The sequence below is a fragment of the Streptomyces xingningensis genome, from assembly GCF_054957865.1.
Genome location: NZ_JBDJPF010000006.1, coordinates 128,433 through 151,104 on the forward strand (window position 1 = coordinate 128,433; position 22,672 = coordinate 151,104).

22 protein-coding genes are annotated in these 22,672 nt (G+C 69.4%); 13 read left to right on the forward strand and 9 right to left on the reverse strand.

Annotation, left to right across the window (positions count from 1 at the left end; all coding sequences use genetic code 11):
- A complete protein-coding gene (locus ABCR83_RS05525) occupies window positions 1-837 on the forward strand; it encodes a carbohydrate ABC transporter permease (RefSeq protein ID WP_462693645.1) in 837 nt (278 codons plus the stop codon).
- Here the strand turns inward: ABCR83_RS05525 and ABCR83_RS05530 are convergent.
- From ABCR83_RS05530 to ABCR83_RS05545, 4 genes are all read right to left on the reverse strand, one after another.
- Complete coding sequence (locus ABCR83_RS05530) at window positions 795-1,823, reverse strand: ArsR/SmtB family transcription factor (protein WP_462693646.1); 1,029 nt, start codon at window positions 1,821-1,823, stop codon at window positions 795-797. The two genes, ABCR83_RS05525 and ABCR83_RS05530, sit on opposite strands and share 43 nt — an antisense overlap.
- A 451-nt stretch (window positions 1,824-2,274) precedes the next feature.
- Window positions 2,275-5,169 (reverse strand): pyruvate, phosphate dikinase, encoded by a 2,895-nt coding sequence (gene ppdK / locus ABCR83_RS05535; RefSeq protein WP_462693647.1) that lies wholly within the window; start codon window positions 5,167-5,169, stop codon window positions 2,275-2,277.
- Window positions 5,170-5,391: 222 nt separating this feature from the next.
- Complete coding sequence (gene dusB / locus ABCR83_RS05540) at window positions 5,392-6,525, reverse strand: tRNA dihydrouridine synthase DusB (protein WP_462693648.1); 1,134 nt, start codon at window positions 6,523-6,525, stop codon at window positions 5,392-5,394.
- 94 nt (window positions 6,526-6,619) lie between these two features.
- A complete protein-coding gene (locus ABCR83_RS05545; protein ID WP_462693649.1) occupies window positions 6,620-7,507 on the reverse strand; it encodes a helix-turn-helix transcriptional regulator in 888 nt (295 codons plus the stop codon).
- A 101-nt stretch (window positions 7,508-7,608) separates the two neighbouring features.
- Here ABCR83_RS05545 and ABCR83_RS05550 point away from each other — a divergent pair, with 101 nt between their 5' ends.
- The 6 genes from ABCR83_RS05550 (at window position 7,609) to ABCR83_RS05575 (ending at window position 12,887) form a co-directional block, all read left to right on the forward strand.
- On the forward strand, window positions 7,609-9,084 hold the full coding sequence (locus ABCR83_RS05550) for an MFS transporter (protein ID WP_462693650.1): 1,476 nt from the start codon (window positions 7,609-7,611) through the stop codon (window positions 9,082-9,084).
- Between the two features lie 111 nt (window positions 9,085-9,195).
- Entirely contained in the window at window positions 9,196-10,200 is a 1,005-nt protein-coding gene (locus ABCR83_RS05555) for an aldo/keto reductase (RefSeq protein WP_462693651.1), read from the forward strand.
- A gap of 81 nt (window positions 10,201-10,281) precedes the next feature.
- Window positions 10,282-10,878 (forward strand): TetR family transcriptional regulator, encoded by a 597-nt coding sequence (locus ABCR83_RS05560; RefSeq protein WP_462693652.1) that lies wholly within the window; start codon window positions 10,282-10,284, stop codon window positions 10,876-10,878.
- Between the two features lie 104 nt (window positions 10,879-10,982).
- On the forward strand, window positions 10,983-11,285 hold the full coding sequence (locus tag ABCR83_RS05565) for an SAV_915 family protein (protein WP_462693653.1): 303 nt from the start codon (window positions 10,983-10,985) through the stop codon (window positions 11,283-11,285).
- The gene (locus ABCR83_RS05570; protein ID WP_462693654.1) at window positions 11,282-12,397 is read left to right on the forward strand and encodes a DUF6317 family protein; all 1,116 of its coding nucleotides are present in this window, start codon (window positions 11,282-11,284) and stop codon (window positions 12,395-12,397) included. Before ABCR83_RS05565 ends, ABCR83_RS05570 begins: the two co-directional genes overlap by 4 nt.
- 148 nt (window positions 12,398-12,545) lie before the next feature.
- The gene (locus ABCR83_RS05575; protein WP_462693655.1) at window positions 12,546-12,887 is read left to right on the forward strand and encodes a hypothetical protein; all 342 of its coding nucleotides are present in this window, start codon (window positions 12,546-12,548) and stop codon (window positions 12,885-12,887) included.
- A 12-nt stretch (window positions 12,888-12,899) separates the two neighbouring features.
- Here ABCR83_RS05575 and ABCR83_RS05580 read toward each other — a convergent pair whose 3' ends face one another.
- Together ABCR83_RS05580 and ABCR83_RS05585 are read right to left on the reverse strand one after the other, a co-directional pair.
- Entirely contained in the window at window positions 12,900-13,544 is a 645-nt protein-coding gene (locus ABCR83_RS05580; RefSeq protein WP_462693656.1) for a response regulator transcription factor, read from the reverse strand.
- Window positions 13,532-14,800: a sensor histidine kinase gene (locus tag ABCR83_RS05585; protein WP_462693657.1), complete on the reverse strand. Its 1,269-nt coding sequence runs from the start codon at window positions 14,798-14,800 to the stop codon at window positions 13,532-13,534. Before ABCR83_RS05585 ends, ABCR83_RS05580 begins: the two co-directional genes overlap by 13 nt.
- A 168-nt stretch (window positions 14,801-14,968) precedes the next feature.
- Between ABCR83_RS05585 and ABCR83_RS05590 the strand changes: the two genes are divergently transcribed.
- Together ABCR83_RS05590 and ABCR83_RS05595 are read left to right on the forward strand one after the other, a co-directional pair.
- Window positions 14,969-15,466 carry a hypothetical protein gene (locus ABCR83_RS05590; protein ID WP_462693658.1) on the forward strand — a complete coding sequence of 166 codons (498 nt, stop codon included), beginning with the start codon at window positions 14,969-14,971 and terminating at the stop codon, window positions 15,464-15,466.
- Window positions 15,467-15,526: 60 nt separating this feature from the next.
- Entirely contained in the window at window positions 15,527-16,141 is a 615-nt protein-coding gene (locus ABCR83_RS05595) for a Uma2 family endonuclease (protein WP_462693659.1), read from the forward strand.
- A gap of 65 nt (window positions 16,142-16,206) precedes the next feature.
- Here ABCR83_RS05595 and ABCR83_RS05600 read toward each other — a convergent pair whose 3' ends face one another.
- Window positions 16,207-17,589 carry a glycine--tRNA ligase gene (locus tag ABCR83_RS05600; protein WP_462693660.1) on the reverse strand — a complete coding sequence of 461 codons (1,383 nt, stop codon included), beginning with the start codon at window positions 17,587-17,589 and terminating at the stop codon, window positions 16,207-16,209.
- A gap of 214 nt (window positions 17,590-17,803) precedes the next feature.
- Between ABCR83_RS05600 and ABCR83_RS05605 the strand changes: the two genes are divergently transcribed.
- The 4 genes from ABCR83_RS05605 (at window position 17,804) to ABCR83_RS05620 (ending at window position 20,964) form a co-directional block, all read left to right on the forward strand.
- Window positions 17,804-18,796: a metal ABC transporter substrate-binding protein gene (locus tag ABCR83_RS05605; RefSeq protein ID WP_462693661.1), complete on the forward strand. Its 993-nt coding sequence runs from the start codon at window positions 17,804-17,806 to the stop codon at window positions 18,794-18,796.
- 20 nt (window positions 18,797-18,816) lie between these two features.
- Window positions 18,817-19,584 carry a metal ABC transporter ATP-binding protein gene (locus ABCR83_RS05610; protein ID WP_462693662.1) on the forward strand — a complete coding sequence of 256 codons (768 nt, stop codon included), beginning with the start codon at window positions 18,817-18,819 and terminating at the stop codon, window positions 19,582-19,584.
- Entirely contained in the window at window positions 19,584-20,474 is an 891-nt protein-coding gene (locus tag ABCR83_RS05615; protein ID WP_462693663.1) for a metal ABC transporter permease, read from the forward strand. The genes ABCR83_RS05610 and ABCR83_RS05615 overlap by 1 nt, the downstream gene beginning before the upstream one ends.
- 79 nt (window positions 20,475-20,553) lie before the next feature.
- Window positions 20,554-20,964, forward strand: coding sequence for a Fur family transcriptional regulator (locus ABCR83_RS05620; RefSeq protein ID WP_462693664.1), 411 nt, complete (start codon window positions 20,554-20,556; stop codon window positions 20,962-20,964).
- 71 nt (window positions 20,965-21,035) lie between these two features.
- On the opposite strand, the gene ABCR83_RS05625 is transcribed toward ABCR83_RS05620, so the two are convergent.
- Both ABCR83_RS05625 and recO read right to left on the reverse strand, forming a co-directional pair.
- Window positions 21,036-21,854, reverse strand: coding sequence for an isoprenyl transferase (locus tag ABCR83_RS05625; protein ID WP_462693665.1), 819 nt, complete (start codon window positions 21,852-21,854; stop codon window positions 21,036-21,038).
- Entirely contained in the window at window positions 21,817-22,638 is an 822-nt protein-coding gene (recO, locus tag ABCR83_RS05630; protein WP_462693666.1) for a DNA repair protein RecO, read from the reverse strand. Before recO ends, ABCR83_RS05625 begins: the two co-directional genes overlap by 38 nt.
- Between the last annotated feature and the right edge of the window lie 34 nt (window positions 22,639-22,672).

Here is a 22,672-nt window from a genome sequence, read left to right on the forward strand (position 1 = left end):
ATGCAGGACGCCCTGGTACGGGTCGGGCGCGCGGTGCGGCTGATACTGCTGATCGCGCTGGCCGTACTGTTCCTCATCCCCTTCTATCTGCTGGTGCGCAACGGCCTCGCCACCGAGTCGGATATCACCTCGCCCGACTGGCGGTTGTTCCCCGGCGAGTTGCACTGGTCAAATGTCCGCGAGCTCTTCGACGACCCCGATGTGCCGATGGCACACGCCCTGCTGAACTCCACGCTGATCGCCGTGCTCACCACCGTCGGCACCGTGCTGCTGGCCTCGCTGGCCGGCTATGGCCTGGCCCGCATCCCCTACCGCCATGCCAATGCCGTCTTCTATGCGATCCTGGGCACCCTGATGGTGCCGGCGGCGGTCACCTTCGTCCCGTCGTTTGTGCTGGTCTCCTCGCTGGGGTGGGTCTCCACGCTGCGCGGGCTGATCGTGCCGACGGTCTTCAGCGCCTTTGCCTGCTTTGTCTTCCGGCAGTACTTCCTGGGCTTTCCCCGGGAGTTGGAGGACGCCGCACAGGTGGACGGGCTCGGCTACTGGCGCACCTACTGGCGGATCGTGGTGCCCAACTCGCGGCCGGTCTTCGCGGCGGTCGGCACCATTGTGTTCATCGGCGCCTGGAACGCCTTCCTCTGGCCGCTGGTCATCGGGCAGGACCGCGACGCCTGGACGGTACAGGTCGCCCTGTCGGCCTTCAGCAACGCGCAAACGGTCAATCTGCATGAGCTGTTCATCGCGGCGGCGGTGTCGATCCTTCCGCTGCTGCTGGTGTTCCTGCTGCTCCAGCGCTACATCGTGGCGGGAGTCGAGCGTTCGGGGATCGATGACTGAAGCCGCCGGCCCTGCGGGCTCCGGTGGCCGCCGCGCAGCAGGGCGGCGCCCAGCGGGGTCAGGGTGTGCATCACCGCGCTGCCATTGCGCAGCGTCAGCACCAGCCCGGCCTCGCGCAGCACGCCCGCATGCTGGCTGGCCGAGGCCGCCGACACCCCTACCCTGCGGGCGAGTTCACTGGTGGTGCAGCCGCCGCCGATCGAGCCCAGCACCGCCGAGCGGGTGTGGCCGACCAGCTTGCCCAGCGACTGCGGCGCGGCCTGGACGGCCGGGGCCGACTCCGACATATGCCGGGCGGGATAGACGAGCACGGGGGTGAGTTCGGGGTTCTGGAAGGTCACCGGGTTGCCCCGGCAGAAGAAAGACGGAACCAGCAGCAACCCCCGCCCGTTCAGATACAGATCACGGTCCGCCGGGTAGTCGGCCTCCAGCACCGGCGGCTGCCAGCGCATGGTGGGCGGCAGCGAGGACAGCAGGGCGTCGGCGCCACCGTCCAGCAGCGCCCGGCCGCGCACCGCGCGGTCGGCCTCGATCTGCGCCTGGATGTGCGGCCAGTAGGGCGCTATGGCGGCCTCGTGGTAGGCATGCAGCGCTCCGATCAGCTTGCCGAAGGCCCGGGTGTCGCCCTCGGCGAGCGATCGTATCCAAGCCGGCAGGGTGCGGACGGTGGACAGTCTGCTCAGCTCCTCGTGCACCCGGTCGGCCGGGGTGGCACGCAGCGCCTGTATGCCGGACTCGAGTCCGAGTACGCCCTCAGGAGGTGTCAGGAAGTCCGGGAAATAGCCACGTGGGGGAACCAGCGGCGCCAGAAGCCGAGTTTCACTATTCAACCGAGTACGGGTTTCGGAGCGCCAATCGCCGAAGATCGACTCCCCTTGTTTGTCCCGCAACCGATGAAGACTCAATACGGATTCCCAGAGCACGTCCGGGTCGCCGGCCAGGCGCAACCGGGCCAGATCGAGTTGAGTGAAATGGACACGCAGCACCAAACCCCCACATGAGACATCCGCCGTCACCCCCCGCCCACTGAGTATGCACACCGATACGTGCTGTTACCACGCCCTTTTGGCCACAGTTGAAAGGCCTCGCGGCGAACACCCCTGAAGCGAAATCCTATTCAGGCACTCAGGGCCGCCCCGGCTCGTTCCCGTGGGGGGTGGCGAGCAAAAAAGCGGCCGCTGAGTATGCGAGTTGCCGCCCGAGCCGATGCGGGCGGCAACAACTCCCGGTGGGGGAGTTAACGAGGGGCGGCGCTCCCGCACGGGCGCCGCCCCTCCGCCATGCCCGCTCCGGTTCCGGGGCGTCCACGAGGTGCCCCGCGCGTTACGCGCGGGTTACGCCCGCGGTGGCGCCGTACCGGCCGACACGGTTTCCGGAGCCGCCGGCGGAACTGAGGGTCGGGGTTCCCTGATGACGGCTCCGGTGCTTGCCTGCCGGTCAGCGGGTGTCGCTCACCGCGCCGATCGCCGCGGCCCGGCCCGCCTCCAGGCGCGCCACCGGGATCCGGAACGGCGAGCAGGAGACATAGTCGAGGCCCACCTCATGGAAGAAGTGCACCGACTCCGGATCGCCGCCGTGCTCGCCGCAGACGCCGAGCTTGAGGTCGGGGCGGGTGGCCCGGCCGGCCTCGGCGGCCGCCCGGACGAGCGAGCCGACGCCGTCCCGGTCGATGGTCTCGAACGGGCTGACCCCGAAGATGCCCTTCTCCAGGTAGGCGGTGAAGAAGCTCGCCTCGACATCGTCGCGGGAGAAGCCCCACACGGTCTGGGTGAGGTCGTTCGTCCCGAAGGAGAAGAACTCGGCCGCCTCGGCGATCTGACCCGCCGTCAGCGCGGCCCGGGGCAGCTCGATCATCGTGCCGAGGGTCAGGCGCAGTTCGGTGCCGGTGGCCCGCTCGACCTCGGCGATGACGCGCTCGGCCTCGTCCCGGACGATCTCCAGCTCCTGGACCGTGCCCACCAGCGGGATCATGATCTCGGCGCGCGGGTCGCCCTTGGCGTTCCGCCGCTCGGCCGCCGCCTCGGCGATGGCCCGTACCTGCATCGCAAACAGGCCGGGGATGACCAGGCCGAGGCGGACCCCGCGCAGGCCCAGCATCGGGTTCTGCTCATGCAGCTTGTGCACGGCCTGGAGCAGGCGCAGGTCGTTCTCGTGCGGCTCATGGCGGGCCTCGGCGAGCGCCACCCGTACCGACAGATCGGTGATGTCCGGCAGGAACTCGTGCAGCGGCGGGTCCAACAGGCGGACGGTGACCGGCAGTCCGTCCATGGCCTCGAACAGCTCCACGAAGTCGGCCTTCTGCAGCGGCAGCAGGGCACCGAGTGCCGCATCGCGGTCGGCGTCGGTGTCGGCCAGGATCAGCCGCTCGACCAACTCCCGCCGTTCGCCCAGGAACATGTGCTCGGTGCGGCACAGCCCGATGCCCTGGGCGCCGAACCGGCGGGCGCGCGCGGCGTCTTCGGCATTGTCCGCGTTGGCCCGCACCCGCAGCCTGCGCATCCGGTCCGCGAAGGCCATCATCCGGTGCACCGCCTGCACCAGCCCGTCCGCGTCGTCGGCGCCCGCGTGCATCCGGCCCTCGAAGTACTCCACGACCGGGGACGGCACGACCGGGACCTCACCGAGGTAGACCTTGCCGGAGGAGCCGTCGATGGAGACCACGTCGCCCTCCTCGATGACCGTGCCGTCCGGGGCCTCCATCCGGCGCCGCTTGGTGTCGACGTCCAGTTCCTCGGCGCCGCACACACAGGTCTTGCCCATGCCGCGGGCCACCACGGCCGCGTGCGAGGTCTTGCCGCCGCGCGAGGTCAGGATGCCCTCGGCGGCGATCATGCCATTGAGGTCGTCGGGGTTGGTCTCCCGGCGGATCAGGATGACCTTCTCGCCCGAGCGCGACCACTTGACGGCGGTGTAGGAGTCAAAGACCGCCTTGCCCACGGCGGCCCCCGGCGAGGCGGCGATGCCCCGGCCCAGCAGATCCGCCTTGGCCTTCTCGTCGAACCGCGGGAACATCAGCTGGGCCAGCTGAGCGCCCGTCACCCGCTGCAGCGCCTCGGCCTCGCTGATCAGCCCCTGGTCCACCAGCTGGGTGGCGATCCGGAAGGCGGCACCGGCGGTGCGCTTGCCGACCCGGGTCTGCAGCATCCACAACGTGCCGCGCTCAATGGTGAATTCGATGTCGCACAGGTCGCGGTAGTGCGTCTCCAGCGTCTGCATGATCTGCATCAGCTGGTCGTAGGAGGTCTTGTCCAGCCGCTCCAGCTCGGCGAGCGGCACGGTGTTGCGGATGCCGGCGACCACGTCCTCGCCCTGGGCATTCTCCAGGTAGTCGCCGTAGACGCCCTGGTGGCCACTGGCCGGGTCACGGGTGAAGGCGACGCCCGTACCTGAATCCGGGCCGAGGTTGCCGAAGACCATGGAGCAGACGTTGACGGCCGTGCCCAGGTCGCCGGGGATGCGCTCCTGGCGGCGGTAGAGCTTGGCGCGGTCGCCGTTCCATGAGTCGAAGACCGCCCTTATGGCGAGGTCCATCTGCTCGCGCGGGTCCTGCGGGAAGTCCCGGCCGGTCTCCTTGCCGACGATATCCTTGAACTCCCCGACCAGGCCGCGGAGATCGGCGGCGTCGAGCTCGACATCGGTGCTGACGCCCTTGGTCCGCTTGACCTCCTCGAGCGCCTCCTCGAAGAGGTCGCCGTCCACGCCCAGCACGGTCTTGCCGAACATCTGGATGAGGCGGCGGTAGGAGTCCCAGGCGAACCGCTCGTCACCGGCCTGGGCGGCGAGCCCGGCCACCGACTCGTCGGAGAGCCCGATGTTCAGAACGGTGTCCATCATCCCGGGCATGGAGAACTTGGCGCCCGAACGGACCGAGACCAGCAGCGGGTCGTCTGCCTGGCCGAGCTTCTTGCCCATCCGCCGCTCGAGCGCGTCGAGATGGGCGGTGACCTCGTCACGCAGTGCCGGGGGCTCCTGGCCCCCGGCCAGGTAGACCTTGCACGCCTCGGTGGTGATGGTGAAGCCCGGTGGCACGGGCAGACCGAGGTTGGTCATCTCGGCGAGGTTGGCACCCTTTCCGCCGAGCAGGTCCTTGAGGTCCTTGTTGCCCTCGGTGAAGTCGTAGACGAACTTCTGGCGATCTTCGTTTACCGGCACGGGACTCGACTCCTCACTGGGGCCTCCCGGACGCAGGTGGGGAGGGCTGCCCTGACGGCGGGGAGCGTACCCAGATCGAAGGCGTCTGAGGAGGTCCACTCCATCGTCATGGGGTCGTAACCGCCCGTCCGCCAACAGATCGAAAGCCGCCCGCCCGATTGAGATGGCGCTGCAGATCATTTACATCTTGAACACGGCAGCACGGAAAACATTCGACCGATCACAGGGTGTCGATAAATCGGGCCATGAGTCGTCAATTCGTAAACCCAAGAATGATGGCACTCAGTGCCACCCTTTGGAAGATGCATCCCCGCCGAGATCGCTCATCTGAGCGCAAGCCCTATCAGAGGTGGCGAGAATCACGCCGTTTGGTGGGCCTCGGAGAAGGCTCCGCCGGCCCTCTCAGCCCCCGGAGGTGTCGAGTTCCGCGTCCGCGCTCACGGCCGCGCAGTCATAGGGGTCGTCCAGCCAACCGTCCGGCAGCACCACCCTGTTGCGGCCGGAGGTCCGCCCGCGCGGACCGTCCGCGCCCGGCGGCCAGGGCTGGTCGAGATCCAGCTCGCTCAGCAAGGCGTCCAGCTCGGCCAGGGACGAGGTGATCGCGAGCTTCTTGCGCAGCTCCGAGCCGATCGAGAAGCCCTTGGTGTACCAGGCGACATGCTTGCGGAAGTCGATGACACCGCGCTCCTCGCTCTCCAGCCACCGGCCCAGCAGCTCGGCATGGCGCAGCATCACCCGGGCCACCTCGCGCAGGGTGGGCGCGGCGGCGCCGGGCCCACCGCCCTCCTCGAAGGCGGCCACCAGATCGCCGAACAGCCAGGGCCGCCCCAGGCAGCCGCGCCCCACCACGACGCCGTCACAGCCGGTGTGGCGCATCATCCGCACCGCGTCCTCGGCCGACCAGATGTCGCCATTTCCGAGCACCGGGATCTCGGGGACGGCCTCCTTCAGCCGGGCGATGGCCTCCCAGTCGGCGGTGCCGCCGTAGTGCTGGGCGGCGGTCCGGCCGTGCAGGGCGATGGCGGTGACGCCCTCCTCGACGGCGATCCGCCCGGCGTCGAGGTAGGTGAGGTGGTCGTCGTCGATGCCCTTGCGCATCTTCATGGTGACCGGCAGCGAACCGGCGTTGCCGACCGCCTGGCGCAGGATCGAGCGCAGCAGGTTGCGCTTGTAGGGCAGGGCGGAGCCGCCGCCCTTGCGGGTGACCTTGGGCACCGGGCAGCCGAAGTTGAGGTCGATGTGGTCGGCCAGATCCTCGTCCACGATCATGCGGACGGCCTGGCCCACGGTCACCGGATCGACGCCGTAGAGCTGGATGGAGCGCGGCTTCTCGGTGCCGTCGAAGTGGACCAGCCGCATGGTCTTGGCATCCCGCTCGACCAGCGCCCGGGTGGTGATCATCTCGCTGACGAACAGCCCCTTGCCGCCGGAGAACTCCCGGCACAGCGTGCGGAAGGGAGCGTTGGTGATCCCCGCCATAGGGGCCAGGACCACCGGCGGCTGCACCGAGTGCGGGCCGATCTGGAGCTGCGTCATGGAGAGGCTTCCTCGGTCGTGCGGGATGGGCTCGGTCGTGCGGGATGGGAGGGACGACCGTCCATTGTCCCCCATCCGGTGTCCCCCATCCGGCTCAGCGGGCGGCCGGCCGTCCGGCCGACGCCAGCCGGTGGAGCTGCTCCAGGCGCTCGCGGGACTCCTCGTCGACCGGGGTGTAGGTGCTCAGCCGGGGACCGTGGTTGGGGCCGATCCACAGGCTGCTGTGGCGCACCCGGAGCAGGCCGACCTCGGGGTGCTGGAAGGCCTTGGTCCGCGAGGCGGCATCGTGCAGGACCTCATGCCGCGCCCAGGTCTCCCGGAACTCGGGCGAGGCCTCGTGGAGCCGCTGGACCAGGCACTTCCAGGCGGGCTCGGCCACATGCTCGGCCATCGCGGCCCGGAACTTGGCGGTCATCAGCCGGATCGTCTCCTCGTGGTGGACCACGCGGGCGCGCCAGTCGGGGTTGGTGAAGGCGAGCCACATGCAGTTGCGGTCCGTCACGGGAAGGGCGTCCAGGTCGCAGAGCAGCTGCCCGTAGGAGCGGTTGTAGGCGAGGATGTCGTAGCGGGCGTTCTGCACACAGGCGGGGAACGGCTCCAGCTGCTCCAGCATCTGTTGCAGCGACTCGGGCACCCCGGTGCACGCGGTCTCCGGCAGCGGATCGGTGACATTGGCAAGGGCGAAGAGGTGGGATCGCTCATCACGGCCGAGCATCAGGGCTCGGGCGATGGAGTCCAGCACCTGCACCGACGCCTGGATGTCGCGGGCTTGTTCCATCCACGTGTACCAGGTGACCCCCACGGCGGCGAGCTGCGCGACCTCCTCGCGGCGCAGGCCCGGGGTGCGGCGCCGGACGCCGCGCGGCAGGCCCACCTGCTCCGGCGTTATCCGCTCGCGGCGGCTGCGCAGGAAGGCGGCCAGCTCGGTACGCCGTATGGCGTCGGCGGCGGGGGCCGGGGGGTCAAGCACCATCGTGGTCATGCCTCCAGAGTGCGGGACTGGCCAGCGGGTTACCAGGTACTGCTGGTACCAGGATAAGGAGACTCTGGTACCAGGCTGCCGTCGCCGCAATCCTTGTATCCGTGAGCGAAATCCGTACAGCCGCCGCCCTTCCCGCTCCGCAGCGGGCCGCCTCGACCCCTCCCGCCCCTACCTCCTCCGCCCCTTCCGGCTCCTCCCCCGCCCTCGGCGGACTGGGCCTGCTGACCGTACTCCTCGGCGCCGCGCTGCCGATGGTGGACGCCTTCATCGTCAATGTGGCCCTGCCCACCATCGACCACGATCTGCACGCGGGCCCCGCGATGCTCGAAATGGTCGTCGGCGGCTATGGCGTGGCGTACGCGGTGCTGCTCGTGCTCGGCGGGCGGCTGGGCGACATGCTCGGCCGTCGGCGGCTGTTCCTGTGGGGCACGGCGGCCTTCGGGCTCACCTCGGTGGCCTGCGGCCTCGCCCCGGATGCCTGGACGCTGGTGGCCGCCCGGGTCGCGCAGGGCGCGGCCTCGGCGCTGATGCTGCCGCAGGTGCTGGCGACCATCCAGGCCACCACGAGCGGCCAGCCCCGCGTCAGGGCGCTGAGCATGTACAGCGCCACGGCCGGGGTGTCCAGCGCGGTCGGCCAGGTGCTGGGCGGCGTGCTGGTCTCCATGGACATAGCGGGCACCGGCTGGCGCGCGATCTTCCTGGTGAACGCACCGGTGGCGGCGGCCGCGCTGCTGCTGGCGCTGCGACAGGTGCCGGAGACGCGCTCGGAGCACCCGACGCGGGTGGACGGGCCGGGCACCGTGCTGCTCTCGCTGACGCTCATATCGCTGCTGCTGCCGCTGACCGAGGGCCGGGCGGCGGGCTGGCCGGTCTGGTCGTGGCTGCTGCTGGCGGTGTTCCCCTTCGCGGCGGCGGCGTTCCTGGCGGTGGAGTGGCGCGCCGAGCGCTCGGGGCGCACCCCGCTGGTGCCGCCCTCGCTGCTGCGCATCCACTCGGTGCGCAGCGGGCTGGCGCTGATCATGCCGTTCTGCCTCGGCTGGGGCGGCTTTATGTTCGTCATCGCGGTGGCTCTGCAGGAGGGGCTGCGGCTCGGCCCGATGGCGGCGGGGCTGGCGCTGGTGCCGCTGTGCCTGGCCTTCCTCGCCGCCTCGATGGCCGGCCAGCGCCTCGCGGCGCGCTTCGGGCGCAGAGCGGTGACGACCGGGGCGCTGCTCCAGACGGCGGGCCTGCTCTCACTGATCGCCACCTTCCACTGGGGCTGGGACGGGCTGAACGGCTGGGGCACGGCTCCGGCGCTGGCCGTTCAGGGGCTGGGCCAGGGGCTGCTGTTCCCGCTGACGATGCGCACCGTGCTGAGCGAGGTGCCGGTCGCCCAGGCGGGGGTCGGCGGCGGGGTCATGGTCACCACCCAGCAGTCGTTCATGGCGCTGGGCGTGGCCAGCCTCGGGACGCTCTTCCTGTCGCTGACGCCGTCGATGGGGATGCGGGACGCCCTGACGATCACGCTCGCCGTGCAGCTGGTGGCGGCGGCGGTGACAGTGGCGTTGAGCCTGCGGCTGCCACGCCAGGTCCGCTGACGCGGCAGCACAGGAGCAGAGGAGTGCACATGGAATGACAGATATTGAAATCTGTCATTCCATGTGTCACTCTGTCCGGGCACCCCTTCCTCGCTCACAAAGGAGCCCCCCGTGCTGCACCGCACTCTTGGCACCACCGGCCCCCAGGTCTCCGCCCTCGGACTCGGCTGCATGGGCATGTCCGCCCTCTACGGCGACGCCGACCGCGCCGAGTCGATCGCCACCATCCACGCCGCCCTGGACGCGGGCATCACCCTGCTGGACACCGGCGACTTCTACGGCATGGGCCACAATGAGCTGCTCATCGGCGAGGCGCTGCGCGGCGCGGGCGCCGCCCACCGTGAAAGGGCGCTCACCAGCGTGAAGTTCGGCGCCCTGCGCGATCCGGACGGCGGCTGGTCCGGCTATGACGGCCGCCCCGCCGCCGTGAAGAACTTCGCCGCCTACTCGCTCCAGCGCCTGGGCACCGACCACATCGACATCTACCGCATCGCCCGGGTCGACCCGGACGTCCCGGTCGAGGAGACGGTCGGCGCGATCGCCGAACTGGTCGAGGCCGGGCACGTGCGGCACATCGGTCTCTCCGAGGTCGGTGCCGACACCATCCGCCGGGCCGCGTCCGTCGCCCCCATCGCCGACCTGCAGATCGAGTACTCGCTGATCTCCCGTGGCATCGAGCAGGAGATCCTGCCGGTCTGCCGGGAGCTGGGCATCGGCGTCACCGCCTATGGCGTGCTCTCCCGCGGCCTGATCAGCGGCCACTTCGACCGCGACCGGAAGCTCGCCGCGAACGACTTCCGCGGCATGAGCCCGCGCTTCCAGGGCGAGAACCTCCAGCGCAACCTGGACCTGGTCGACGCCCTGCGCAAGGTCGCCGAGGAGCGCGGCGCCAGCGTCGCGCAGACCGCCATCGCCTGGGTCCTCGCACGCGGCGAGGACATCGTGCCGCTGGTCGGCGCCCGCCGCCGCGACCGGCTCACCGAGGCACTGGGCGCACTCGACGTCACCCTGGGCACCGCCGACCTCGCCGCCATCGAGCAGGCCGTCCCGACCGGCGCGGCGGCCGGCGAGCGCTACCCCGCCGAGCAGATGGCGCACCTGGACAGCGAGCGGTAGCCCTGGTCGGGCGGAGTACCTTGGCACCTCCCGTTACGCTCGACCGGTCGGTGACCGCGACCGAAAGGACCGTTGCACCCCATGCCGCCCGAGACCCTGACCCCCGACCGCATCCTCGAAGCCACCGAGGACGTACTGCGCCGCTTCGGCCCGGCCAAGGCCACCGTGGTCGATGTAGCACGGGCCCTGGGGGTCAGCCACGGCAGCGTCTACCGCCACTTCGGCAGCAAGGCCGCGCTGCGGGAGGCCGTGACCGGCCGCTGGCTCGACCAGTCGCACGCCGAGCTGTCCGCGATCGCCGAGGCGGGCGGCCCGGCCGGCCTCCGGCTGCGCGACTGGCTGGCGGCACTCTTCGCCTCGAAGCGGCGCAAGGCGGGGGACGACCCGGAGCTGTTCGCGACGTATATGGTCCTCGTCGGCGAGAACAGCACAACGGTCGACCGGCACATCGAGACGATGATCGGCCAGCTCGCGGTGATCATCCAAAGCGGCGTCCGCCAGGGCGAGTTCACCGCCGACGACCCCGCCCGCACCGCTCGCGCGATATGGGACGCGACGGGCCGTTTCCATGACCCCGCATACGCGCCCGAGTGGTCCCGGCCCGAAATCGACGCCGCCTTCGACGCGGTGTGCGACCTCATACTGCGGGGGCTGCGCACTTCAAATCCGGTGCACTAACGCACCCTTGACGCGCGGCCGGCCTGCTTTTCCTGGACTGCCGGCCTGAACCCTGCCTAGGGTGATCACAGTCAAGTCGCCCCGGCCTGGCGGGAGTTCCGCCCTTGAATGCACCGCTGTCGAATACATCACTGCCCGACGACCGCATCGTCCTCGCACCCGCGCATCCCCGCTCGGTGGACGGCGGGGAAAACGAGGTCGCGTTCGAAACACGCCGGACGGCGTCCGGTGATTTCTGCGGTCGGGCGTTCACTTCCGCCGAGCGGCTGGTTTCCTGCCTTGGCCCGGATCAGCCATGGGTGGCACTGCCCATAGGAGCGTTAAAAGTCTTCTACGGCCGGGCGGGCATGTCCGTCATATCCGTGGACCCGACTTCCCTGTCGCACGCGGAAGAAGACCGAGCATGACCGACAAACTCCACGCCACGATCGACCACATCGACGACTTGGGCAAAAGATTCCATGGCGAGGCGATACACCTCGACCAATTCAAGCATCTGGTATCCCACCCGGCTCCCAACGTAGCGGACGCCGCGCTGAGTTCCGCGCTCACGCGCCTCATCGATGCCTTCGGCATCGCCCATGAGACGGTCACCGGCCTGCTCGACAGCAGGGGCGGAGCGGAGGGCACGGACGAGCACGCCCTGGCCACATACAAGACCGGCCGGGACAAGGCACTGAAACGCGCCGACACCGCCCGCAAGTTGGCGACCGAGCACCTTGACGCGGTGTCCAGACAGATCATTCCCGGCGGCTCCACTCAGGGGCTGAGCAAAGCGGACGGACTCACCCTGGCCGAAGTGCTCCGCGGGGTGTACACCGTACCGGCTGCCCTGTCCGAGGCCCATCGGAAGAAACTCGCATTGCTGGAAAAAGAGGTGAAGGGCCTCAAGAACAATCCCACATCGGCCACCCCGGGCAGCGCGGAATGGGACGAGCACTTCCAGGCCCGCCGCGCCGCTCGAGCCGCAGTCATCGAACAGCGCCTCAAGGTCGCGTCCGTCGAGGGCTGGATGAGCAAGTTCAAGGGGAGCCGCGGAGCGAGGATCACGCTGGGGGAGATCGCGCATGAATCCCGCGGCTGGAAGATGGGGGCGTACGGCGCCCTGGGCCCGCTCAGCGGCGCCCTCACCGCGGGCCTGGTCTATTACCAAATGCAGGAAGACCATGAAAAGGGCTGGTCCTGGCGCGAGTCCCTGGTCAAGGACGGCGGCCCGGCGGTGGCCGGACTGGCGGCAGGCGTCGTCGTGGAGGGCCTTGTGCCGGTGGGGGCCCCGGCAGCCACTGTCGCGGCAGGCGTGGTGGTGGCGGTAGGCGTCGGTTACGGCGTCGGAACCTACGGCTATGAACTCACCCACAACGCCCATTTCAGCGACCACATTCACAAGGACGGCGTCATCGTCGGTATCGGAGAAGGCTTTGCGGACGCCAGTAAGGCATGGTGGAAGAACGACGTAAAGGGAATGCGGGACAAGGCTGAGAACACAGCGAAGAAAGTGTGGCATGGAATCTTCGGCTGACGAGCCACCCATGCCCCCGGCATGGCGCCTACCACCCAGGCCACTGCACGGAGTTGGGCTTACCTGGCTGAAACGGGGCCCAGCCTATTGGAGCCGCCGGATCGGCCTGGCCTTCGCCTGGTTGCTGATATCGGCTATAACCGGCGTGATGGCTGTCGGTATCACTCTGGGCGTCGCCTCATCCGGCACCCTCGCCTTGACGATCTTCCTGTGCGTATATGCCGTACTCGGCGGTGGCACGGTCTATGTGGCCGTCCACGGCATCCGCACCGTGGACCGGTCGGGCATCGCCGGCGCCACAGGCCGTCGGAAGCGTTCCGGCGGCCGCATGGGCACCGCCGCCGCACTGGGCTCGGGCATCGCCCAAGTGCTGGTGATATTCGCCGCCCCGGTCGCTGTCGGCTTCTCACTCCCCTACCTCGTCCGCAGCTTCGGCCGCTACGCCATCGGCGAACGCTTCGAGCGCAAGCGCATCGGCCTCGACGCCTGACCCGCTACCCCCTCACCCCACCCCGAGGAACTGCAACACCGCCAGCACCCGCCGGTGGTCCGCATCGGCCTTCGGCAGGTCCAGCTTGGCCAGGATGCTGTTGATGTGCTTGGCGACCGCGCTCTCGCTCACCACCAGCTCCCCGGCGATCCCCGCGTTGGACCGCCCCTGGGCCATCAGCTCCAGCACCTCCCGCTCCCGTGCCGTCAGCCGGTCCAGCGGATCGCTGTGCCGCCGCACCAACAGCTGCGAGACCACCTGCGGGTCGAGGGCCGTACCGCCGCCCGCCACTCGTCGCAGCGCCTCGATGAACTCCTCCACATCCGCGACCCGTTGCTTGAGCAGATAGCCGACCCCCCGGGTGTCGCCGGTGAGCAGATCCGCCGCATACCGCTCCTCGACATACTGCGAGAGCAGCAGCACCGCCATGCCGGGCCACTGCTTGCGGATGACCAGCGCGGCCCGCACCCCCTCGTCCGTGAACCCGGGCGGCATCCGGACATCGCACACCGCGATGTCCGGCCGGTGCTCCTCCACGGCGGCCAACAGGGCCTCCGCATCCCCGGCTTCCGCGACCACTTCAAATCCCGCCGCCTCCAGGACCTTCACCAGCCCCACTCGCAACAGGACGGAATCCTCGGCGATCACGGCGCGCACGGCAGCTCCACAGTCACAACGGTCGGGCCCCCCACGGGGCTGCTGATCGAGAAGGTGCCGTCCACCGACCCGACCCGCTTGGCCAGCCCCGCCAGCCCGGTGCCCCCGGAGGGATCCGCACCGCCCACACCGTCATCGGCAACGACGACAAGAAGTATCCCCCCATGCTGCTCGACGGTCACATCCACCCTCGACGCCTGCGCATGCTTGACCACATTGGCGAGCGCCTCCGACACCACGAAGTAGGCGACGGCCTCGACGGTCGACGAGGGCCGCGACCGCAGGTCGACCCGGACGTGCACGGGCAGCGGCGCCCGTTCCGCGATGCCCGACAGCGCCGCGTCCAGCCCCCGGTCCTCCAGCACCGCCGGATGCAGCCCCCGCACCAGATTGCCCAGCTCCGTGATCGCCTCCTTCGCCTCCCGGTGCGCCTCGTCGATCACCTTCCGGGCGTCCTCCGGCAGATCGGTCAGACTCACCTTGGCCAGCCCCAGGTTGACCGCCATGGAGACCAGCCGCTGCTGCGCCCCGTCGTGCAGATCACGCTCGATGCGCCGCCGCTCGGCGTCCGCCGCGTCCACCATGCCCGCGCGGCTCTCGGTGACCTCCTCGACCCGGCGCGCCAGCTGCTCGGCGCGGCTGGGGCCGAGCCGGTTCATGGCCGCCCGGGTGTCCAGCCGGGCGAGGGCGTTGGTGAGCCAGGCCGAGACGAACAGCCCGAGGATGCCAAAGGGCATGATGTATATGGACTGGGTCGCCCAGCCCAGGTGCTCCACACGCCACTCGGTCGGCGTCAGCTCCCAGACCCAGACGAAGACGGTGGCCGCCGCGGCGGAAGCCAGCCACAGCGTCAGCACCACCGCCCCGCCCAGGGTGACCAGCGGCCCGATCACCAGGTGGTAGACGACCTGCCGCCAGGACGACTCGGCGCGCAACCAGTTCTCGGCCCGCTCCCGGCGCGACGCGCCCGCCACCCTGACCGGCTTGGGTATTTCCTCCCCGAGGAACCCCCGGAAGCGCGCCCGCTGCATCGCCGTGAACATGGGCGTCAGGGCGATCAGGGCAGACAGCGAAGCGGTCAACGCCAGCAGCGGGCCCAGCGTCCCGGACGGCTCACCGGGCACCGGCAGCCACGGCAGGCCCAGAACGAACAGCGCGACAAAGTGCACCGCGGCACCGGTGAAGTGAAAGGCGATCGACCGGCCGGCGTTCTCAAAGGGGCGCAGCAGGGGCCGCAGCAAGCTGGGGAAGTGCATGACCACACCGTAAGCGCGCAGGTCACGCCCGAACCATGCCACTGCCGTCCGGCTCGGGGGTATAGCCAGTGCCACCCCAGGTCGGACAGCAGCGCTACTGATCTCCACGCCTCGGCAGGCGACTCTGAACTGGCCAGATCCACCCGGCCCCCCCAAGGAGCACCTCCGATGACCGTCCTCGAACCCCCGCGCCGCGCCACGCCGGTGGGCAACGCAGAGGAGACGGGCGCACTCGCCGAGGTGATCCAGCTGCGGGAGGACGCCCCCGCTCCCGCTCCCGCACTGTGCTCGCGCCGTCACCGGCTGCTGGGGTACGGCCTCGCCGCCTGCGGACTGGCGCTGCTCCCCTGGCTGTTCGTCCTGGCGACCGGCCTCCCGGCCGAGACGACCGCCGCGAAGTGGTCCACGGCCTGGGTGGGCCTGGACGCCCTGGAGGCGCTGGCCCTGATCACCACGGGCGTACTCGCCGCCCGCCGGGACGCCCGCCACGCACTGGCCGCCGCGGTGACGACGCCGCTGCTGGTGATGGACGCCTGGTTCGACATGATGACGGCGGCGCCGGGGGCGGATTTCGCGTCCGCGGTGGTGATGGCACTGGTGGCCGAGCTGCCGCTGGCGGCGCTGTGCGCGGTGGTGGCGGGGCGGGGGTTCGGGAGGCGGGGGTGATTGTCAGTGGGGGTCGCTACGTTGTGTGGTGACACGCTTACTCGCTCAAGGAGGCGCATCATGGCAGTCATGGTCGAGACACCGCCGCTCCAGTCGATAGAACGGTCACCGAAGCCCCGGGGAGGGGGATTCGAAGAGCTGTGCCGGGTTCTTGAGCAAGTCGATGCAGGTCTCCCTGATGGGTACCGCACGGAGATCATCAGGGGGAATGTCGTCGTGTCACCGTGGTCCCAGTGTTCCTACGACTACATCCTCGAAAGCGCCATCGAACAGCTGAGTCCTCATGTCCCCGAGGGACATCGGGCGCGAGGGTATCCCCGCCTTGTCCGGTTCGCCGAGCAGTCACAGGCTTACGGCCCGGACTTCTACGTCATCGACTGGGCAGCCTTGAAGATCAAGGGCATCTACGCTCCCGGCGAAGCGCTGTCCCTGGTCGGCGAGGTGACTTCCCGTTCCACAGCCGACAACGATCGCCAGAAGAAGACCGAGGTCTACGGCAAGGCCGGAGTGCCGGTCTATGTGCTCGTCGACGTGCTGCAGGAGTCGGTCACCGTGTACTCCGACCCCTCACCCGACCGCGGCTACCGAGCGCACACGCAGGTGAAGATCGGCGACAAGGTGCCCGTCCCAGCCCCCTTCGACTGCGAACTGGACACCGCGGACTGGGAGGTCTGACAAAGCCGAGGGCCCCGGCCCCGCCGCAGCGGAACCGGGGCCCTCAACAGCCGTACGGGACGTACTCAGCAGCCGATCAACCGCCCACCCAGGTAGCCCTGGATCTGGTCCAGCGAGACCCGCTCCTGCTTCATGGTGTCGCGCTCGCGCACGGTCACCGCGTTGTCGTCCAGGGTGTCGAAGTCGACCGTGACACAGAACGGCGTGCCGATCTCGTCCTGGCGGCGGTAGCGGCGGCCGATCGCGCCCGCGTCGTCGAACTCGATGTTCCAGTGCTTGCGCAGGTCCGCCGCGAGGCCCTTGGCCTTCGGGGAGAGCTGCGGGTTACGGGACAGCGGCAGCACCGCTACCTTGACCGGGGCGAGGCGCGGGTCGAGGCGCATCACAGTGCGCTTCTCCATGACGCCCTTGGCGTTGGGGGCCTCGTCCTCGTTGTAGGCGTCGAGCATAAAGGCGAGCATGGCCCGGTTGAGGCCGGCCGCCGGCTCGATGACATACGGGAACCAGCGCTCGCCGGCCTCCTGGTCGAAGAACGACAGGTCCTGGCCGGAGCCCTTGGAGTGCGCCTGGAGGTCGTAGTCCGTGCGGTTGGCGATGCCCTCGAGCTCGGAGTACTCGGTGCCGCCGAAGTTGAAACGGTACTCGATGTCGACGGTGCGCTTGGCGTAGTGGGAGAGCTTCTCGGCGGCGTGCTCGTACCACCGCATGTTCTCCTCGCGCATGCCGAGGCCGGTGTACCAGCCCCAGCGCTGCTCCATCCAGTACTCGTGCCACTTCTCGTCCTCGCCCGGCTTGACGAAGAACTCCATCTCCATCTGCTCGAACTCACGGGTGCGGAAGATGAAGTTGCCCGGCGTGATCTCGTTGCGGAAGGACTTGCCGGTCTGGGCGATGCCAAACGGCGGCTTCTTCCGCGAAGTCTGCTGGACCTGGGCGAAGTTGGTGAAGATGCCCTGCGCGGTCTCGGGGCGCAGGTAGGTGACGGAGCCGGTGTCCTGGGTCGGGCCGAGGTGGGTGGACAGCAGGCCGGAGAACTGCTTGGGCTCGGTGAAGCCGCCCTTGTTGCCGCAGTGCGGGCAGTTGACGTCGGCGAGGCCGTTCGCGGGGAGCTTGCCGTGCTTGGCCTCGTACGCCTCCTCCAGGTGGTCGGCGCGGAAGCGCTTGTGGCAGGAGGTGCACTCGGTCAGCGGGTCGGTGAAGGTGGCGACGTGACCGGACGCCTCCCAGACCTCGCGGGCCAGGATCACCGACGAGTCGATACCGACCACGTCGTCGCGCGAGGTGACCACGGAGCGCCACCACTGGCGCTTGATGTTCTCCTTGAGCTCCACGCCGAGCGGTCCGTAGTCCCAGGCGGCGCGCTGGCCGCCGTAGATCTCACTGCACGGATAGACAAAGCCACGGCGCTTGCTCAGGCTGACGATGGTGTCGATCTTGTCGGCGGCCACGGTGCTCTCTTCATTGCGACGACGAACGAATGGACAGGAGTGGCGCGTAGCGCCTCGATGGGGGGTGGTGGTCGGTGGGGGCACCCCCGGACGGAGTCTGGGGGAGGGTGGGCGAATGCTTCAGGTTACCGGCGCGGACACCCCCTGAATCAAATCGGTTCTGGCCTTGGCTTGACCCACCCCTTGTTGACAATCGTTTCCATTTTTGTTGAAAATGACTGTCATGAACGTCAGCCGCTCCCGCGTCCCCCGAATAACCACGCGAATAGCCACCCCCGCCGTCGCCGTGGCCGCCGCCCTCGGCCTGGTCACGCTGTCGGCCTGCTCCTCCTCGGGAGCCGCCGCCAAGGACGGCAAGCTGCATGTGACGGCGTCGTTCTACCCCATGGAGTTCCTGGCCCAGCGGATAGGCGGCGATCACGTCAAGGTCACCGGCCTCACCAAGCCCGGCCAGGAACCGCACGACCTGGAGCTCAAGCCCCGGCAGATAGCCAAGCTCGGCAAGACCGACGCGATCGTCTACCTCAAGGGCCTCCAGCCCGCCGTGGACGAGGCGGTCAAGCAGTCCGGCGTCAAGCACATCGCCGACGCGGCCTCCCTCACCGGCCTGGAAGAACACGGCACCGAGGTCGACGGCCACCACCACACCACCGGCGACAACCACTCCCACTCCGAGCACGAGGCGGGCGCCGACCCCCACATCTGGCTGGACCCCGTGAAGTACGCGGAGGCCGCCAAGGGCGTCGGCAAGACCCTCGCCGAGGCCGACCCCGGCCACCGGGCGGACTACCAGAAGAACACCGATGCCCTGGTCAAGCAGCTCGACGAGCTCAACAAGAAGTACCAGGCCGGGCTGAAGAACCGTGCCTCGGACACCTTCATCACCACCCACGCCGCCTTTGGCTACCTCGCCGAGCGCTATGGCCTCACCGAGGAGGCCATCAGCGGCGTCGACCCCGAGTCCGAGCCCAGCGCCGCCCGGATCAAGGACCTGCACAAGCTGGCCAAGGACCACCACGTGGGCACGGTCTTCTTCGAGACCATCGCCAGCCCGGCCGCCGCCAAGACCCTCGCGGGCGACCTCGGCCTCCGGACCGATGTGCTCGACCCGCTCGAGGGCATCACCGACAAGTCCCGGGGCCACGACTACTTCGGAGTGATGGAGTCCAACCTCACCGCGCTGCAGAAGGCACTCGGCGCCAAGTGAGCACAGCTGAGGAGGCAGTCATGGAGCAGCCCGTCATATCCCTGCGGGGCGCCACGGCATCCCTGGGATCACGGCCCGTACTGCGTGGTATCGACCTGTCCGTGCGCCGCGGCGAGGTGGTCGCACTGCTCGGCGCCAATGGCTCCGGCAAGTCCACGGCCGTACGGGCCATCGTCGGCCAAGTCCCGCTCACCGGCGGCGAGCTGGAGCTGTTCGGCACCCCCCGGCGCCGCTTCCGCGACTGGTCGAGGGTGGGGTACGTACCGCAGCGCACCACCGCCGCCGGCGGGGTGCCGGCGACGGTGCGCGAGGTGGTCTCCGCCGGGCGCCTGGCGCGCACCAGGCTGGGCCCGGTCCGCAGGGCCGACCGGGAGGCCGTGCGAAAGGCGCTGGAACTGGTCGGCATGGCCGACCGGATCAAGGACTCGGTGAACGCCCTCTCCGGCGGCCAGCACCAGCGGGTGCTGATCGCCCGCGCACTGGCCGTGGAACCCGAACTGCTGATCATGGACGAGCCGATGGCCGGCGTGGACCTCACCAGCCAGCAGGTCCTCGCCAAGGCACTCCGCGCGGAGGTCGCCCGGGGCGCCACCGTGCTGCTGGTCCTGCACGAGCTGGGGCCGCTGGAGCCCCTCATCGACCGGGCGGTCGTCCTGCGCGACGGCTGCGTCGTCCATGACGGACCGCCGCCCAAGGCCGTGGGCCAGCACGCCCTCCCCGGCCATGACCATGTACACCCGCACGCCGGACCGGCGGCGGAACCGATTCGGACAGGGCTGCTCAGCTGATGGACATCCTCGACGCCGCATTCATGCAGCGGGCCCTGCTCGCCGCGCTCCTGGTCGGCATCACCGCCCCGGCGATCGGCATCTACCTCGTCCAGCGCCACCAGGCGCTGATGGGCGACGGCATCGGACATGTCGCCCTCACCGGCGTCGGCCTGGGCTTCCTCCTCAACACCAGCCCGGTGTGGGTGGCCGCGGCCGTCTGTGTGGCCGGCGCGGTGGCGATGGAGCTGATCCGCTCCTATGGCAAGGCGCGCGGCGACATCGCCCTCGCCATGCTCTTCTACGGCGGCATGGCCGGCGGAGTGATGCTGATCAACCTCTCCTCCAGCGGCTCCAACGCCAACCTGGTCACCTATCTGTTCGGCTCGCTGACCACCGTCTCGCAGCAGGACATCGTCGCGATCTGTGTGCTGGCCGCCCTGGTGATCGTGACCACCCTCGGCCTGCGCAGGCAGCTGTTCGCCATCTGCCAGGACGAGGAGTTCGCCCGGGTCACCGGCCTCCCGGTGCGGCTGCTGAACCTGACCATCGCCATCACCGCCGCGGTGACCGTCACCGTCGCCATGCGCGTGGTCGGCCTGCTGCTGGTCAGCGCCCTGATGGTGATCCCGGTGGCCGCCTCGCAGCAGATCGCGCGCAGCTTCGCCACCACCCTGGCGCTGTCCGTTGTCATCGGCGTCCTGGTGACTCTTTCGGGCACCGCCACCTCGTACTACGTGGACGTCCCGCCGGGCGCGACCATTGTGCTGCTGGCGATCGGCGTCTTCATCGTGCTGACCGTCCTCGCCGCCCCGCTGGCCCGCAAACGCGCCGGGAAGGCCGCCGACGAGGAGCGCTGCACCCTGGAGCCACCGGCCTCCCCGGCCGTCGCGGACGACGTACGGGTGTGACCTGCCGCTGGTCCGGGCCTGGCACAATTGGCCCGGTAACCAGTGCGTTGGGTGTTCAGCCGAGCTTGAGGAGGCAACTGTGGTGACCGCCGGTCCCCCGGTACGCGGCCGATCCACCAAGCAGCGGGCCGCCGTCGCGGCCGCTCTCGACGAGGTGGACGAGTTCCGCAGCGCGCAGGAGCTCCACGACATGCTCAAGCACCGCGGCGCCTCCGTCGGCCTGACCACCGTCTACCGCACCCTCCAGTCCCTCGCCGACGCCGGCGAGGTCGATGTGCTGCGCACCAGCGAGGGCGAGGCGGTCTACCGCCGCTGCTCCAGCGGGCACCATCACCATCTGGTGTGCCGGGTGTGCGGCAAGGCGGTCGAGGTGGAGGGCCCGGCCGTGGAGAAGTGGGCCGACTCCATCGCGGAGGAGCACGGCTTTGTGGATGTGGCCCACACCATCGAGATCTTCGGTACCTGCGGGGACTGCGCGGCAAAGCGCTGACCCCTGACGTGGGAGTGGCCCCTCGAATTCGCCATCGCCCGGGACCACTCCCACACCAGGCCACGTCCCGTTCACCCTTCCGCGGCCGCCTCATTGGGGATCGCCCCGCCGAAGCGGCGGTCGCGCTGGGCGTACTCCAGGCAGGCCCGCCACAGATCACGGCGGTCGAAGTCCGGCCACAGCACGTCCTGGTAGACCATCTCGGCATAAGCGCTCTGCCAGATCAGGTAGTTGGAGGTGCGCTGCTCACCGGACGGCCGCAGGAACAGATCCACATCCGGCATGTCCGGGTAGTACAGGTACTTGGCGACGGTCTTCTCGGTGACCTTGGCCGGATCGAGCCGCCCCGCCGCCACCTCCCGGGCGATCGCCGCCGCCGCGTCCGCGATCTCCGCGCGCCCGCCGTAGTTCATGCAGAAGTACAGGGTCATCGCATCGTTGTTCTTGGTCTGCTCCTGGGCGACCTGGAGCTCCTGGGCCACCGACTTCCACAGCTTCGGCATCCGGCCGGCCCAGCGGATGCGGATGCCCAGCTCGTCCATCTCGTCCCGGCGGCGGCGGATGACATCCCGGTTGAAGTTCATCAGAAAGCGCACCTCGTCGGGCGAACGCTTCCAGTTCTCGGTGGAGAAGGCATACACGGAGAGGTTCTTGACGCCGATCTCCAGGCAGCCCTTGAGGATGTCCAGGACGACGGCCTCGCCCACCTTGTGGCCCTCGGTGCGCGGCAGTCCGCGCTGCTTGGCCCAGCGGCCGTTGCCGTCCATGACGACCGCCACATGGTCCGGCACCAGCTCGCCGGGGATCTTCGGCGGCCGCGCACCGGACGGGTGCGGGTCGGGGGTGCGGTACTCACGTCGGGAACGGCCCAGAATCCCGCGTCGTGCCATCGGTGCCACTACTCCTAGTTGCTGTTCTCGACTGGTTGCTGTTCTCGACATAACGGAGGGAGCGGAGTCCCCGCTCCAGATGCCAGTGCAGATATGCCGCCACCAGGCCGCTGCCCTCCCGGACATGCCGCGCCTCGCAGGCGTCCGCCGTCGTCCAGTCCCCGGTCAGCAGCGCGCCGAGGAGTCCGATCGACTCCGAGGAGGGTACGACGCTTCCGGGCACCCGGCACTCCCCGCAGACCACTCCGCCGGCCGCGGTCGAGAAGAACCGGTTCGGCCCCGGCATCCCGCAGCGCGCACAGGCATCAAAGCTGGGTGCGTAGCCATTGACGGCGAGCGACCGCAACAGGAAGGCGTCCAGGATCAGATGCGGCGCATGCTCCCCGGCGGCGAGCGTCCGCAGCCCGCCGACCAGCAGCAGATACTGCTGAACGGCCGGTTCGCCCTCATGATCGGTGAACCGCTCGGCGGTCTCCAGCATGGCGGTGCCCGCGGTGTAACGGGTGTAGTCGGTGACGATGCCGCCGCCGTACGCGGCGATGGTCTCGGTCTGGGTGCACAGCGGCAGCCCGCGCCCGACCAGCTCGCTGCCGCGCGCGAAGAACTGCACATCGACATGCGAGAACGGCTCCAGCCGCGCCCCGAACTTCGACTTGGTCCGCCGCACCCCACGCGCGACCGCGCGGACCCGGCCGTGCCCCCGGGTGAGGATGGTGATGATCCGGTCCGCCTCGCCCAGCTTCTGGGTGCGCAGCACGATGCCGTCGTCGCGGAACAGACTCATTCGCTCATTGTCCCGCACCCGCGGCGCGGTGCGG